General features: G+C 45.3%; 15 protein-coding genes. 5 read left to right on the plus strand and 10 right to left on the minus strand.

What is annotated here, in order from left to right; all coding sequences use genetic code 11:
• Positions 1 to 272 precede the first annotated feature (272 nt).
• The 6 genes from V1499_RS20875 to V1499_RS20900 form a co-directional block, all read right to left on the minus strand.
• A complete protein-coding gene (locus V1499_RS20875; protein WP_409272249.1) occupies positions 273 to 1,088 on the minus strand; it encodes a CheR family methyltransferase in 816 nt (271 codons plus the stop codon).
• Positions 1,089 to 1,100: 12 nt separating this feature from the next.
• Positions 1,101 to 3,935: a response regulator gene (locus tag V1499_RS20880; RefSeq protein WP_409272251.1), complete on the minus strand. Its 2,835-nt coding sequence runs from the start codon at positions 3,933 to 3,935 to the stop codon at positions 1,101 to 1,103.
• Positions 3,936 to 4,166: 231 nt separating this feature from the next.
• Positions 4,167 to 4,523: an STAS/SEC14 domain-containing protein gene (locus tag V1499_RS20885; protein WP_409272253.1), complete on the minus strand. Its 357-nt coding sequence runs from the start codon at positions 4,521 to 4,523 to the stop codon at positions 4,167 to 4,169.
• 276 nt (positions 4,524 to 4,799) lie between these two features.
• Positions 4,800 to 5,537, minus strand: coding sequence for a hypothetical protein (locus tag V1499_RS20890; protein ID WP_409272255.1), 738 nt, complete (start codon positions 5,535 to 5,537; stop codon positions 4,800 to 4,802).
• 114 nt (positions 5,538 to 5,651) lie between these two features.
• A complete protein-coding gene (locus tag V1499_RS20895) occupies positions 5,652 to 5,990 on the minus strand; it encodes a YmaF family protein (RefSeq protein ID WP_409276358.1) in 339 nt (112 codons plus the stop codon).
• An 84-nt stretch (positions 5,991 to 6,074) separates the two neighbouring features.
• On the minus strand, positions 6,075 to 6,584 hold the full coding sequence (locus V1499_RS20900) for a GNAT family N-acetyltransferase (protein ID WP_409272257.1): 510 nt from the start codon (positions 6,582 to 6,584) through the stop codon (positions 6,075 to 6,077).
• Positions 6,585 to 6,692: 108 nt separating this feature from the next.
• Between V1499_RS20900 and V1499_RS20905 the strand changes: the two genes are divergently transcribed.
• Positions 6,693 to 7,520: a sulfurtransferase gene (locus V1499_RS20905; RefSeq protein WP_409272259.1), complete on the plus strand. Its 828-nt coding sequence runs from the start codon at positions 6,693 to 6,695 to the stop codon at positions 7,518 to 7,520.
• 158 nt (positions 7,521 to 7,678) lie between these two features.
• Here the strand turns inward: V1499_RS20905 and V1499_RS20910 are convergent, their stop codons facing one another.
• Entirely contained in the window at positions 7,679 to 8,212 is a 534-nt protein-coding gene (locus V1499_RS20910; protein WP_409272261.1) for a CueP family metal-binding protein, read from the minus strand.
• Between the two features lie 203 nt (positions 8,213 to 8,415).
• Between V1499_RS20910 and V1499_RS20915 the strand changes: the two genes are divergently transcribed.
• Together V1499_RS20915 and V1499_RS20920 are read left to right on the plus strand one after the other, a co-directional pair.
• Entirely contained in the window at positions 8,416 to 8,736 is a 321-nt protein-coding gene (locus tag V1499_RS20915; protein ID WP_115451298.1) for a YbjQ family protein, read from the plus strand.
• Positions 8,736 to 8,966 carry a hypothetical protein gene (locus V1499_RS20920; protein WP_409272263.1) on the plus strand — a complete coding sequence of 77 codons (231 nt, stop codon included), beginning with the start codon at positions 8,736 to 8,738 and terminating at the stop codon, positions 8,964 to 8,966. Before V1499_RS20915 ends, V1499_RS20920 begins: the two co-directional genes overlap by 1 nt.
• Positions 8,967 to 9,328: 362 nt before the next feature.
• Here V1499_RS20920 and V1499_RS20925 read toward each other — a convergent pair whose 3' ends face one another.
• The 3 genes from V1499_RS20925 to V1499_RS20935 form a co-directional block, all read right to left on the minus strand.
• On the minus strand, positions 9,329 to 10,225 hold the full coding sequence (locus V1499_RS20925) for an aminoglycoside phosphotransferase family protein (protein WP_409272264.1): 897 nt from the start codon (positions 10,223 to 10,225) through the stop codon (positions 9,329 to 9,331).
• 102 nt (positions 10,226 to 10,327) lie between these two features.
• The gene (locus V1499_RS20930) at positions 10,328 to 11,242 is read right to left on the minus strand and encodes a VOC family protein (protein ID WP_409272266.1); all 915 of its coding nucleotides are present in this window, start codon (positions 11,240 to 11,242) and stop codon (positions 10,328 to 10,330) included.
• Between the two features lie 298 nt (positions 11,243 to 11,540).
• Positions 11,541 to 12,734 carry a PDZ domain-containing protein gene (locus tag V1499_RS20935; protein ID WP_409272268.1) on the minus strand — a complete coding sequence of 398 codons (1,194 nt, stop codon included), beginning with the start codon at positions 12,732 to 12,734 and terminating at the stop codon, positions 11,541 to 11,543.
• A gap of 203 nt (positions 12,735 to 12,937) precedes the next feature.
• On the opposite strand from V1499_RS20935, the gene V1499_RS20940 reads away from it, so the two are divergent.
• Both V1499_RS20940 and V1499_RS20945 read left to right on the plus strand, forming a co-directional pair.
• Positions 12,938 to 13,456, plus strand: coding sequence for a sigma-70 family RNA polymerase sigma factor (locus tag V1499_RS20940; RefSeq protein ID WP_409272270.1), 519 nt, complete (start codon positions 12,938 to 12,940; stop codon positions 13,454 to 13,456).
• Entirely contained in the window at positions 13,449 to 14,450 is a 1,002-nt protein-coding gene (locus V1499_RS20945; protein WP_409272271.1) for an anti sigma factor C-terminal domain-containing protein, read from the plus strand. The genes V1499_RS20940 and V1499_RS20945 overlap by 8 nt, the downstream gene beginning before the upstream one ends.
• Positions 14,451 to 14,553: the final 103 nt, after the last annotated feature.

Below are 14,553 nucleotides of genomic sequence, written 5' to 3' on the forward strand. Positions count from 1 at the left end.
CAGTGCAGCTTAGAGAAGCCCGGAAACCAAATCCCGGCTTTTTTTCTTTTTTGCGCTCAGTCTCAATCGTTTGTCAGGAATCCGATTTATTCGTTTTGGAGGAAACTTTTCACCAGTAGTGTTTATCAGTATTTGAGTCGGGTTTATCAGCATTCGCGGCTCATTTATCATCATTTGCACCCTACTTATCAGCATTCGCATCTCATTAATAAGCAGCTAAGCAGTTCTTTTCCCGAAAAAACACCGCTCTCCAAAGAAAGCGGTGCATTTCTTTATCTATTCATTTTCCTGTAAATCTTTTCGGAAGCATCATACTCCACGAAATGCGGATGGGCTTCGCTCCGGATGGCCTCCTTGCTGCCAAGCCCGAGGAACCCTCCCTGGCAGAGGCTCGAATTAATGAGCCTGAGTACATGGTTCTGGAGATCCTGGTTAAAGTAAATGAGGACATTCCTGCAGATTACCACGTGAAATTCGTTAAACGAGCCGTCAGTCACCAAATTATGCTGGGCGAAAATAATTTTTTCCCGGAGCGACGGGTCGAGCGTCACAAAGTGGCTGTCAGCCGTGTAGTATTCGGAAAATGAGCGCATTCCGCCCGCCTGAAGATAATTTTTCGTATAATCCTGCATTTTTGACAGGGGAATTACTCCCTTTTCTGCGGCTCGCAAGACTTTTTCACTCATATCGGTCGCATAGATTTTAACCTTGTCGCTGAGCCCTTCCTCCTCGAGCAAAATCGCCATCGAATACGCCTCTTCGCCTGTCGAGCAGCCAGCATGCCAAATGCGGATTTCCGGGAGCCCCTTCAGATGGGGGACGACATTTCGGCGGAACGAAGCAAAAAAACTCGGGTCACGGAACATTTCCGTAACATTGATCGAGAAATCGTCCAGAAGTTTTTTCAGAACAGTTTCGTCCTCGATTACCCTTTCCGTCAGGCGGGTGATGCCGGGAAGCTGTTCGAGCCTTAGCCGGTTCTGGACACGGCGCATAATGGATGAATTCATATACTGCCGGAAGTCAAAACCCGAGAGCCTGTAGACCGCCAGCAGCAATAAATCAAGTTCAAGTTCTTCCTTTTGCAAAAAAATCCTCCTCTATCTGGCGAGCCAGACCCTCATTGCTGAAAATAGCTGGTCCATCTTAAGCGGCTTGCTGATATAATCCGAGGCGCCCGCTTCCAGGCATTTTTCTTTGTCGCCCTTCATCGCTTTCGCAGTCAAGGCAATAATTGGAATGTTCCCATAGCGGTCCATTTCCCTTATTTGCTTCATCGTTTCATAGCCGTCCATCACCGGCATCATAATATCCATCAGGACAATGTCGACGTTATCGGTCCTGCTGAGGAGTTCCAAGCATTCCGCTCCATTCTCAACCGATATGACATTCATGCCTTCCCTGGCTAGCGCCTTTTCAAGCGTGTAAATATTACGGTGGTCATCATCGGCAACAACGACCGTTTTTCCGTGGAGATTATTGAACGGAGCAGCGCCGCTAACTTCCATGTCGTCAGCAACCTCGATGGATTTCATATCGTTAGAAGTGCCGACAGCAACTTCTACACTTGCTGCGTCAACGGCCCCTGAAGCCAGCCTTCCGCCAATCGAGGCTTTTGCTCCAGCAACATCACGTTCCGATCCAAATTCCTCTCCTTTGGTTTCCGACTCCGTAGCTGCAGGAAGACCTTTAGGGAGGCTTGGGACGAGAAGCGTGAAGGTGCTCCCCTTGCCTTCCTCACTTACGACGGTTACCGTTCCGCCAAGAAGGCGGGCAAACTCGCTTGAAATTGATAGCCCTAGGCCGGTCCCGCCATATTTCCGCATCGTTGCGCCGTCGACCTGCTGGAAAGCTTCGAAAATAAGCCGTTGTTTATCCTTCGCGATGCCAATTCCCGTATCGGTGACAGAAATTTTCACCCATGTATCCGAAACCGGATAGGCTGGGATTTCATCGGGCTCAGCCACCTTTATGCTGGCAATTACAGCGCCAGACTCAGTAAACTTAAAGGCATTGGAGAGGAGGTTTTTAACAATTTGCTGGAGGCGCTGTTCATCCGTGTAAAAAAGATCCGGCAAATTGTCTTCAATATCGACCATGAACCCAAGGCCCTTCCTGACCGCATGGTGGGAGAAAAGATGCTCAAGCCTTCCACCGAAATCCGCTATGTTGACTCCATCAAAGACAACTTCGAGCTTTCCGACTTCAACTTTGGATAAATCAAGGATATCATTAATCAGATTAAGCAAATCCTGGCCTGATGTATGTATAACTTTTGCAAAATCCCTCTGCTCATCCGTCAAGTTCTTATCCGAGTCTTCCCCGAGCATTTCCGAAAGCAGCAAAATGCTGTTCAGCGGGGTCCGCAATTCGTGAGACATATTCGCCAGGAATTCGGATTTGTATTTTGAGCTCAGCTCCAGCTCCTTCGCCTTTTCCTCGAGCTCTTCCTTCGCTTTAAGCAGCTCGGCAGACTTGATTTCCGCATCCTTTGTCCGTTCTTCAAGCTGCTCGTTGATCATGCGCAATTCTTCCGCTTGGGTTTGCAATTCTTCGGATTGGGACTGTAATTCCTCAGACTGGGACTGAAGCTCCTCTGCCTGGGCCTGCGACTCAAGGAGAAGGCGTTCAATTTCCATTCTGCTAAGGGTATTCATTACAGCCATGCCAAGCGTTTCAAATACTTTATTGGCAAGCATTCTCTCAGCAGGGGTGAATGGCTTCAGGGACGCAAGTTCAATGACCGCTACCGTTTCATCCTTGACGAGCACCGGGGCAATCAGAAGGCTTTTCGGCTTCATTTCACCTAGCCCCGTGGAAATTACTGAATAATCTTCCGGAATATCTTCAATATAAATAGCTTCTTTTTTCACAGCGCATTGGCCGGCAAGGCCTTCCCGGAGCGCGATATCGGTACGGCCCGGGGTTCCGCCTCCGTCAGCATACGAACCTATCTTTTTCAAAGATTGGTTCTCCATTAGGTAAAATGCCCCAAGGCTTGCCCCGACTGCAGGAGCCAGGTTTGCTATCAGCTGCTCGGCAAGGCCTTCAACTTCTGTGCTTTTGTGATACAGATTGATAAGTTCGGCGGATTGGGTCTGCACCCAGTTCTGCTCTGAAATTTCAGCGGTAAATTCCTTTTCTTTCTGGTAGTATGTCTCAAGCGAAACGGCCATCGAGTTGAAGGCGGCCGCAATCTGTCCAATTTCATCTTGCTCTCCAACCTTTATCCTCGGAATTTCCGCAAGGTTGCCCTGATCAATCATGTTGATGCCTTCAGCAACGGAGTCCAGTCTTCTGCCCGTGCTGCGGATAACCCAAAGAGTTACCCCGGTGATGAGGATTGCCGCTGTGATAACTGAAATAAACAGTGCGACGAACAACTGGTCATACGCTTTATTGGCGCTTTTAAGTGACTGGTTCATCAGGCCTTCCTGATAAGATTTGAACTCATTAACATTCTTAACGAGTTCCCCTTTTTCAGCCTCGGAGCCATAATAAATCTTTCGAAGGTCGGCCGGCTTGGCGCCTGCCTTTAACCCATCTATGAGCTGTTTCTCCGTGTCCAGATATTCCCGATAGGCAACATCTATTTCCTTAAGCAAGGTTCTCGACTTCGGCTTGTTCAGAATCCCTTCAAGCTTAACAATCGACTCCTGGACAATTTTTTGGTTCGACACCAGCAATGGGATGAGGGTTTCAATATTTGGGCTGTTCCCTTCCTGAATCGCATTTACTAGTTCCCTGTCTGTTATGAGCATAGCCTGACGAATTTTCAGCGCTTCATTCACTTTATCGTACCGATCCTCGACAATGACTAGCATATTCGTCTTGATTTTTCCGGTTAACGACAATGTGACAAATAAAAGCAATATCATAAATAAAAGCGTCAAACCGAGCCCGAAAAATTGTTTCTTTTTAAATGTCACAACCATTCCCACTTTCCTCAAATCTACGGTCTCTCATTCTATTTATAACTATAACAATGGTGTTAATGTTTTTCGAGAATTAAGCGGCTATTGCCAGGCATTACAAAAAACATGGAGATTCAGGCTTAGTCCATGAATAAACAGGTACTATTTTTGAATCGCAGTCAAAAAATTTCAACTCAAAATCGGTACAAGGGCAAAAAACCGGCACATCTGCCGGCCTACCCCTTAATGCACTTATTGTTTGATCCATGCCCAGGCCGCTTCTTCCTCGCCGCTTGCAAAATGCCTGGCTTCAAGGCCAGGCAGGAATTTCCCAAGCTCTGTTACCGCTTCAAGCCACTTCAGGTCGGTGACAACGGCGAATTTGCGGAACTGGCTCCACCGCTTCGCATCGAATTTCATCCCGTAGGCCAGCCCCATCAGCGTCGTTCCGTCCACCTCATGCATTTTTGCAAATATATTAACCTCGCGGTTATCGCCAATCGTATTTTTTACAAACTGCTCCAGCTTTTCGGCATCCTCACGAGTCGCCGTCCCTGAGAATTCAACAGCGATGGTCGACTCATCCCTGCTTGGAATAATCGTAAGCATATTCGAAGCCTCCCGCCTATAGATATCCTTTCTAGAATTCCCCTTATTAACGGCTTTGAAACTATCAGGCTTCTGCCAATTTCATAGAAAATTCACCAAGTTTTTCATGAAGGCCAAATGAAAAAGCGGCCTTCTTTTCAAAAGGACCGCCCACAATCCATTTTTTCAATGGGTTGGAGTTGTATCCTAATTGACTGCCACCCCTACTTATTTCACTTTTCTACAGTACGGACCGCCGTATCCATTCTTCCAAACGATGCCGGTTGTCGTTCTTCATCACTTTTTCTCCAGCGATGAATCCATGATGAAAAGCTCTTTTATTAAAAGAAATTCTCCTTGTGCTTCATCATTTTTCAATTCGTACCAAATCTTTACCTTATCCCCTGTTTCTAGAAACTCCTGTACCTTCGTTCTTCTTTCAAATTGGATTTGGGTTCCCGTGCCTTCTTCCTGGCTTCCAAAATAACTCTCAGCCTCTTCGGAATTTTTAAAAAGGGGTACTTCCTCCTCTTTTACAAAAAACAGCCCGTTCTCCTTTACACTTATATAGCCATCGGTTCCACAAGCCTTATCCTTCCCGGCACTGCCAGTATAAAAAGAGCGGAACTTCTCCGAACCTTCATTTCTATAGCAGATTGCCGCATCGCCAGCCTTGTCTTCCTCATTCCAAAACACGAAAATAATTCTTCCTGTCTTCCCGAACTGATGGGCCTCTCTGCCAATAATAGCAATTTCCTTCGGTCCAGTAATGTCCCATTGTCCTGTCCTGAACTGAAATGCCGTATAGGCATTCCCATCCATCACGCCATCAAAATTTGTTGGCTGTTCACCCCATAACTGGATCACTTCTTCTTTGTGCATCCCAAGGCGGAATCCTTCAGCTAATTCTTCCAGTTCATCACCCGCATTGCTGTTGGTTGCATTACGTTCACGGTCCCCTGGCGCTAAGGTGAAAAATATACTTAAGCATATTGCCAGTATTAAAAACCCGACAGTCAGCAAAGCGTTTCTCATCCAACCCCTCCAATTATTCATCTATGAATTAGACGTGTCCGGTCAGGAAAAGATTGCTTTTTTCAAAAGAAAAAAACGGCCTGCTTTTAGGAAAGCAAGCCGCTCTATAAACACTTATTTTGAGCCGGGCGCGGGCTGGTCGACTCCCCTTACCCGATGTCGGTGCCCATTGTTTTCGGTCGTGTAAAAATCGTAGTAGTGGACGTGCATGCCATTGCCAACCGGAATCGCAGGCCCCGAGTATGCCTTGTACTGGTGGTAATGGCCGTCCTCGAATACAACATACCCTTCCGTATAATGGATATGGTTCCCATCTTGCGACTGAATTGGAGGAGATGTCACATCCAGGCACTGATGGACATGGCCGTCACTCACCCCTGTATAATCGACAGACCCGTGATTGTGGTTTGGCACAAAACCTGGCACAAAATCGTCTTTTCCCGCCATTCTTATACCCCCTAAAAACATTGTCCTTCTATACTTATTTCCTGAAAGGAGGGAGTATGACAAGGTTGTCATTTCCACAAAAGATTGGTGCTATTTCATTTGTGTGCTCGCATAGATATGATGAATTTTATTAAAAATGAATGACTCCTTTTCTAGCGTGAAGCCTATCTTCTCCGCAACCCTTATTGAAGGGATATTTTCCGGACCGATGATACTGATCAGCCGCTTCAATCCCAACCGGCAAAAGCCGTACTCCCGGGTTCCAAGAGCGGCTTCCGACGCGTAGCCCTTTGACCAGTATTTCTTGTTAATATGGTAGCCGATTTCGATCTCTTCCGTGCCGTCGACAGTTTGCTTCACAAGGCCGCAGTCTCCGATCACTTCATCTGTCTCCTTTAAGCAAACGGCCCACAACCCAAAACCATCGTTTTTATATCTCAATTTGTTTCTCGCAATCCAGTTGTTCGTTTGTTCCACACTGAAAGGCGCCGGGTAATGCCTCATTGTTTCCGGGTCAGAAAAAATTGCGTGGAGAAAAGGTAGATCCGTATCGGAAAATTCTCTAATGTACAATCTTTCAGTTTCAAAAAAGGTTGGCATAATGCACCCCAATCTAGATTATTTTTGTATCAGCCGTCGTTTTTAGCAAATCATGTTAAACTTTTGATAATACTGTTTTTTTATTTTAACAAATTAGGGGGAATCCGGGTGAAGCATATCGTCGAAAAAGAATGGCTGCTGAAACATTTAAATGAAGAGAATGTAAGAATCATTGATTGCCGGTTTTCGCTAGCAAACCCCGAAACGGGCGGGACCGAGTATGAGGAAGCGCATATTCCGGGAGCAGTTTATTTTGATTTGGAAAAAGACCTTTCCGGAAACGTGTCAGGCCACGGCGGCAGGCATCCATTGCCTGACCTGGATGGGCTGATTGAAAAACTTGAAAAGGCTGGCATTGGCGAAGATACAACTGTGGTCGCTTACGATAACGGCGAGGGAGCGTTTGCCGCTCGTTTTTGGTGGATGCTGTCCTATCTCGGCCACAATAATGTGTATGTACTGAACGGCGGCTTCAAAAACTGGACTGGGGCCAATTATCCGGTTACTGCTGAAGTGCCTGTATTTAATAGGGCTTCATTTCGCCCTGCCATTAACGAGGCTATTTTGGCCGATATGGAAGAGGTAAAGGCAATTTCCCAAGGCCAAACCGAAAACTCCGTCCTGATCGATTCGCGTGAAGAAAAACGGTATTTGGGCATCGAGGAGCCGATTGATAAAAAGAAAGGCCATATCCCCGGGGCAATCAACAAACCTTGGATGCAAGGACTTGAGGAAGGGCATTACAAACCGATTGAGGACCAAAAAAAGAGATTTGCCGACATCGATCCCGAGAAAAAAGTTGTTGTATATTGCGGCTCCGGCGTCACCGCGGTCCCTAATTACCTTGCTTTGAAAGAAGCCGGCTATGAAAATGTGAAACTCTATTTGGGCAGCTTCAGTGATTGGATTTCCTACGAGGAGAATGAGATTGAGTAGTATTTTGGGAGCGAAATAGAGTGCAATTTTAATAAAATGAGGTTATCCTGTCCGAGAACAGGGGTACTTCGGATAGCTTTTCTATGAGAAACGGGAATCCTTTCAGAATACAAAGAGGCTCCAAAGCGTTGTCCAAGCTTTTGGAGCCTTTGTTACTTTTACATTAGTTGCATCGTTGTAATGCAGGTAGGGTCGTTTTCAAAAGTGGACAATTCCGCTTCAACCGTCTTCCCGCTATAATCTATTTTCACATTGTACGTCTGATTCCGCGGCAGCCACAGGTCTATAAAGCCATTATTCAGCGACTTCATGGTTTCGTCAAGCACTACATTACCTTTTTCATCTTCAATGGAAACGTCAAATTCTTCATTTGCAAGTTCGCCTTGACAACCTGTCAAGTTATGGTTCGTTCAAGGATGGGTTGTGTTGACGTATGGCGCAATCGATACAAAAAACTCGTCTTTCGGCAAGTTGTAGACTTTCTCGCTTCCGTCCTCTTTCACAATCAGCTGGGTGGCCGTAATGGAAGCTGATTCCGCCATCAGCTCATCCGTGCTATACCCCTGCACCAATTCTTTGATGGCAACACCTTCATTCCCATTTGCGCGATTGCTATCCTTCGAGCTTTCATTGCTGCAGGCAGACAGCGCCAATACGGCAAATAAACCAATCAACAAATATTTATATTTCACGGCATTCACCACCTTTTCTTATTGTAAATAATTATAACATTTTGCATTTCTCTTTGTTACGCTTTTCACATATTCTACACTTATCTCGAATTCCGGTCCTCCTTTATTGTAAAAGACAATGGAAGATACATTTTAAAATCCATTTTTAACAGCAAGAGGAATGTTCTAATATTTAGCGAATTATATAGAATGAGGTGATATTAATGATAGTTGTGACGACAGAAAAAATCGAAGGGTATCAAGTGAAGGAAATTAAAGGGCCTGCATTTGGACTGATTGTACGAAGTAGGGGATTGGGCGGCGACATCATGGCCGGGCTTAAAGGGCTTGTCGGCGGTGAAATTAAGCAGTACACTGCCATGCTCGAGGACTCAAGGAAGGAAGCAATGGACCGGATGATCCGAAATGCCACCGAAATGGGCGCCAACGCCATTATTATGATGCGTTTCGATTCCGGGGAAATCGGCCAAAACATGAGCGAAATCGTCGCCTATGGCACTGCAGCCGTGGTGGAGAAGCTTTAATGGGCTGGCTCATTGCCGCCGGTTTATACGGGCTGCAAATTCTCGCCGTCATTGTCTGCATCCTGCTTGGCTATTTTATTTATGACAAGCGGTATAAGAAAAACCAGGGTGCAAAGGTTCCCGTCGGGTTTATAGCAACAAACGAAATCAATGTGGATCCCGTGACCGGAGAAAAGACGAAGGTATACTACAACCCTGAAACAGGCGAGCGGTTTTACAGGAAGATTTAATGTTTCGTATAAAAAAATGCTCTGGTCTATGATAACCGGAGCATCTTTTTGTGGCCTTATTAAAATACATCCTACCAAAGCTCTTGTTCAGCTTTTATAAGTTTTTTAATATCCTTATATTTTATTTTAATTTCCAGTGGCCACCCACTGCGTGCGGTATTCCAATACTTACTCCCAAGGCATTTTCCGTAAAATAAGTAAAAGTGTTTGAAGAATTGCTTTCATCCTTTTTGTCGGCAGCAACGAACAAATCGATGGCTCCTCTTCAGTAAATCCTTCCATAAATCCGTGAGGGCCACTTCTTGTTCTAAATGCAATCCCTCATGTCAACACACTTCCTTCTTTTATCCGCTTACGGCATTCTAACGGTACCACGCAGGAATTATGCTCCTAAAATTATCGTGATCATCCATAACCTCAAGGGAGTATTTAAATAACTTTTCATAATTACGTCTCTCAAATTTCAGCCCCCAAACCAAAGCAGAAACGATATGCATGGCACTGTAATATGTGTATAGTTCCCAAAAGGAGTGATTCAAAATTTTGCTTTCATGATATCCATCTATAATACCTTTTGTAAATTCGATACTTACTCTCTTGGAAAAGAACCCAAGTTTTTGCAAGTCATGAATCGGGTCTCCCCAATCCATTCGCTGAAAATCAATAATCCCTGAAAATTTTCGATTATGAATTAGTAGATTGGAAGGATGGAAATCATCATGCTGGAAGGTGCTTGGCCTATCTTTCATTAATGGTTCATTTTCTCTTACATAATTTTCAAGAGTGCGTTTCATGCCACTATCCAAATCCAATTTGCTGAATTCAGCCAGGTATCGGTCACTTTTTTTCTTTTTAACGGAATACCAGGTTGGGGTTTTGGAAGGGGCTTGCAGTTTATGAAGATTTCTAAGCTCTTTTCCGGCCTGGAAACCTGCTGAATACTGTTCCTCTCCGGTTAAATTTCTTAATTCTTCCTCTGCGTCTCTCCCTGGCATAAAAGTTAGGATCATATAGGAGAGGCCTCCGTTTGCAACACTTCCAAACTCCAGGGCACTGGGCACAAACTTGGAATAGTCCGCTAGGGCATTAATTGTATTGAATTCTTCTTTTCTTTTTTGTTCATTGTCACTTGGAAACACCCTTACAAGGTACTTTCCATCAACAACAAACTTCTCATCATTTGAAAAACCTTTATTAAGCTTCGTTATAGACTTAGCATCTTGAAGGAATGGAATAGATTGAGTCATTAGTATTTTCATTTAGTTTCTCCATTGAATCAGGCTTTTTTAGGGAGATTTGATCATTACTCAAAACGTATTTTTTAAAATATAGCTTATTCTTCTACTGTAGACGGAATCCAGTTATCCCTTGTATGCATCTTCTAATTTTTCGAGATCAAATTTCTTCATTTTTAGAAACGCATTCGTTACACGAGCAAGTTGCTCAGGTGTGCCCTTGCTCATCATCTCATTCATATTGCTCGGTATAATCTGCCAGGATAAGCCATACTTATCCTTCAGCCAGCCGCATTGCTCTGCTTCAGGTACTGCCGAGAGCCTTTCCCAGTAATAATCAATCTCTTCTTGTGTGTCGCAGTAAACCATAAATGAGATTGCCTCATTAAAACCGAATTTGTGTTCATGTGCGCTATCCATTGCCGTAAACCACTGGCCTTCAAGCATGAATTCGGAGAACATGATTGTTCCTTCTTTATCATGTTCCATGCCTCCAGGATAACGGGCGATAAGGCCCTGTTTAGAGTTTTTAAAGACTGTTAGATAAAAATTAATCGCCTCTTCCGCCATGCCACATTTATCGCCTACAAACAAAAATGACGGGATTATCGCAGGCCGCTCTTCCCCTTCCGGATTGGTAAGGATTAATTGCCAGGTTAAACCAAACTTATCCTGAATCCAGCCATACCACTCACTGAACGGATACTTATCAAGTGGCATTAACGCTGTGCCGCCTTCGGACAATTTGTTCCAAACCTCTGTTAATTTCTCTTTCGCATCTTTTTCCCGCGAAGGATCAAAATTAACCATGAAAGACACTGACGGATTTAACTTGAAGTGAGGGCCTGCACTGATTGCCATAAACTTCTGTCCCCATAGCTCAAAAGAAACTAGATCAGCGTCGCCTGATGGGGTGTCGTGGATTGTTCTCACATTCGTAATTTTTGAGTCCGGGAATATGGAAGTATAAAACTCCGCGGCTTCTTTTGCCTCCTTGTCATACCATAAATGCGGAACGATTTTTTGATTTGTTTTTGACAACGTAATTCCTCCTTAATTTTGATGCAACGGTAAAACTTCCAATGTAATGAAGATTCTTTGCAAATTATTTTACCACCTTCGCTCTGTTATAATTTCTTATCGATTGCTGAATTGCTTATCTCATCTACCGAAGCATTCTTGTACTCAATAGTAATAAGAAATTCAACAAAAGATCCCTTTATCCTTCCTTGAAAGCCTCTACGGCTAAAAAACCACATAAAAAAGCCCTTCAAGATTAGTATCTCAAAGGACTGTCGTATTTCCCAAAATCATTTAGAGGTGAAATTGAATTTATTTATTAAACCGCCTTCTCGTCCCATTTCCTGTCATCATGGACGAAAAGGATGCCCAGTTCGTGATGGTCGTTTTCGTATAGGGCGCGCTGGACGAAGCGGATTTGCCCGTTTGTATCGAAGACCTCCAGCTTACAATGGGCGCGGTTTTGCAGAAGTGCCTCGTATAATTCATTTTCATCCCGTACCGGCATGCCATTTGCCTTGCTAATCAGTTCGCCGACTTTCAGGTCCATTTTATCCGCGGGCGAACCCGGAAGGACGCCGAGGATCATCAGGCCCTCATTTTTACGCGAAAAATAGAATGGACGGTTATCTTCTTTGATTTTTTGAAAAAATGCTATCCCTTCGCGTCCGAGGATAGCAATGGCCGCCGCGCCGATTGAAGCAACCGGGTACCAGTAGCCTGCCGCCGAAACGAGAAGGACAAGCACCCCGAGCGTTGTCACATTTTTCCCATAACCCCTGACAGCTTCAGCCGGAAGCATGCCCTGGATTTGTTGATGCATGCCAATTGCGAACGGGACGAGGAACAGGGAATACGTGTTTTCCCCAATGCTGAACACAGGCCACCAATCGAACGGCAAGGTGAGAACGCTCCCCGGAATTAAGAGGAACACGGGTACGAGCCATAGCCTTTTTGCCTCGTGGACGCCGACCCGCTGGCCGCGTTTGCTGGTGATAAGTTTCGGCGAAGTAGCGATGCTTCCCCTTTTTAAAATCAGGATTCCTTCAGCGATGAGCAGGAGGGCAAGCAGTACAGCGATGGAGGGGTAAATCCGGCCAGAAGCGGACTCGAATGCTTCACGGACATATGGGACGTTGAGGGTTTTCCCCCCAAGGTAAATGAGCGCGAAAAACGCTGCGCCGACCGTGTATGCGGGCCCGATAAGCCGCATATTTCCGATCAGGCTGAAAAGGAGCGTAAAGAGAGCCGCGAGCATGATGGCCGCAACCGGCACAGCAAGGCCGGTCGCCAGCGCTACGAGCGACAGAACTAGCCCGGCAATAAGCCCGGCCGACACCAGCTGCCTAAGCTCGAAGTACGCATCCTGCGCCCTGACAGTGAAATTTTTGCGTTCCCGCTTGACCCGGCTGACCCCGAGCACAGCCCCAAGGAAAAACGCATAATAGAAAACCGGATTTAGCAGCATCCTCCCTATTCCTTTCAGCACCTCTATACCCCATTGCTCAATCAAATCCCGCACCGCCCTGTTAATATCGTAAAATTTTTTTAAGTTTCATTTTAATGAAGACCATTTTGTCAGTCAACTGACTTACTTCCATTCTATCAAAAAAGGCTTATAAAACATATTGCTAGATTTTCGTTCGTGCTAAAATTCAATCTAGGTGTAACAAAAAATGGATTCATTCGTTGTATGGATGTGGGAGGAGGGAAGCGTTGGAAAGTTCGCGGATAGAAAAACTCGATGATTTATACCGGAAATATGCAAAAGGATTGTACGGCTACCTGCTTCGGCTCTCCGGCTCTCCCTCCATTGCAGAGGATTTGGTCCAGGAAACATTTTTACGGGCAACGGTTTCGTTGTCATTTTACCGGCATGAGGATGTTAAACCATGGCTGTTCCGGATAGCGCGAAATATTTATATTGATGAATGGCGGCGCAGGCAGCGCTGGAAGTGGGTGCCATTCTTTGATAAGGAAGAGATGATTAGCCCTTTTGGGACGCCTGAGCAGGAGGCAATCGCTGGTGAAACCGCCCGGGAATTGGAGGGGCTGATCGGATTGTTGCCTGAAAATTACCGGACGATCATTTATTTGCGGGAGTATGAGGGCTTTTCATACAGCGAGCTGGAAGAAGCCCTTGGTTTAACAGGCGCCCAGGTAAAGGTGCAATTGCATCGGGCGAGGCAAAAACTGAAGCAGCTCGGCGCGAAGGAGGAATTTTTGAATGACTGAATGGACGACGGATAAGGAAAAGAAAATTTTATGGAAATACCGGTTTACGTTGACGCTGAGAATCATACGGGTCCTGGCTGCGATTGGTTTTTTATACGGGGCTTATAACATAATTTTATCGATTGCATATGACCAGTCGGAAAAAGCCGACAAGAACTATTTTTCCATATCACAGGCTATCAATTGGACTCAGAACGGGTACCTTGTAAAAAATGAGCCCTTTTTACATGCCGAAATCACTCCCTTTTTAAGCCAAGAACTATCACTGCCCCTTGTTCGCACGATTGGGAAAAAGGAGGTGCAGATTGGTTTGGTGGATGTAACCAAAAGGCTGATCGCTCCTTTTTCATCCAAGAACATTACCTATACCGAACCATCCGCTCAATCGGGTTTTACGTTTTACTTGCCTGAGGATCCTCGGACCGGGAAAAAACTAACTTTAAAGGTAGACCCCACGGTATGGTCCACACTAGAAAAGGTGCATGAAGGGACGGTTGCCGATTTTGCCTTCTCGACTGACCGCTATTACAAACCAGAGGAATTGCTAGAGCTTTTGTCCAATTATGATGTTGATGTACTTTGGATGCCTTTATATACGGGGGAACTTAAGGAAATAAAGGACGTCAGCTACAGTGTTGCAGGCGGAACCTATTTTATGGTTGATGGCCTCGGAATGACCCGGGCCCGGGAAACGGATGATTACAAATCCTACACAGAAATCGGCCTGCATTCTGATGGGATAAAGGAGAATGAAAGAATTATGCTCGCCAATATGGAGCATTTGCTGAAGTCTGAAAATAAAACTTACCTGGAAAATGTCCTTGGCCTTAGATTCCTTCAGGAAAGGCATGATTATTTGAAGGAAAATGGATTTAAAGTATACGGCGCCGTTGTGACCGGGCCGGTGAAGGAGCTTTTGAAGCTGCAGGATCTAAAAACGATTCAGTCGGCGCAGGTTGGAGAGTTTGCTTATTGGAATTGGACAGGGGAATGATCTGACTGGAATATTCCTTGCAAAAAAAGAAGGCTGCCACGGGAGTGAATGCTTGGCGGCCTTTTTCATATGTCATACTGTTGCGAGCGGAAATATTATTCGG

The sequence above is a fragment of the Neobacillus oceani genome (assembly GCF_046237595.1).
GTDB lineage: Bacteria > Bacillota > Bacilli > Bacillales > Cytobacillaceae > Bacillus_D > Bacillus_D oceani.

Bases quoted from the DNA above. Each gene is read 5' to 3' on its own strand.
- V1499_RS20885 (WP_409272253.1), bottom strand. From the start codon at position 4,523: ATGCTTACGATTATTCCAAGCAGGGATGAGTCGACCATCGCTGTTGAA.
- V1499_RS20915 (WP_115451298.1), top strand. From the start codon at position 8,416: ATGATAGTTGTGACGACAGAAAAAATCGAAGGGTATCAAGTGAAGGAA.
- V1499_RS20920 (WP_409272263.1), top strand. From the start codon at position 8,736: ATGGGCTGGCTCATTGCCGCCGGTTTATACGGGCTGCAAATTCTCGCC.
- V1499_RS20900 (WP_409272257.1), bottom strand. From the start codon at position 6,584: ATGCCAACCTTTTTTGAAACTGAAAGATTGTACATTAGAGAATTTTCC.
- V1499_RS20890 (WP_409272255.1), bottom strand. From the start codon at position 5,537: ATGAGAAACGCTTTGCTGACTGTCGGGTTTTTAATACTGGCAATATGC.
- V1499_RS20945 (WP_409272271.1), top strand. From the start codon at position 13,449: ATGACTGAATGGACGACGGATAAGGAAAAGAAAATTTTATGGAAATAC.
- V1499_RS20880 (WP_409272251.1), bottom strand. From the start codon at position 3,935: ATGGTTGTGACATTTAAAAAGAAACAATTTTTCGGGCTCGGTTTGACG.
- V1499_RS20925 (WP_409272264.1), bottom strand. From the start codon at position 10,225: ATGAAAATACTAATGACTCAATCTATTCCATTCCTTCAAGATGCTAAG.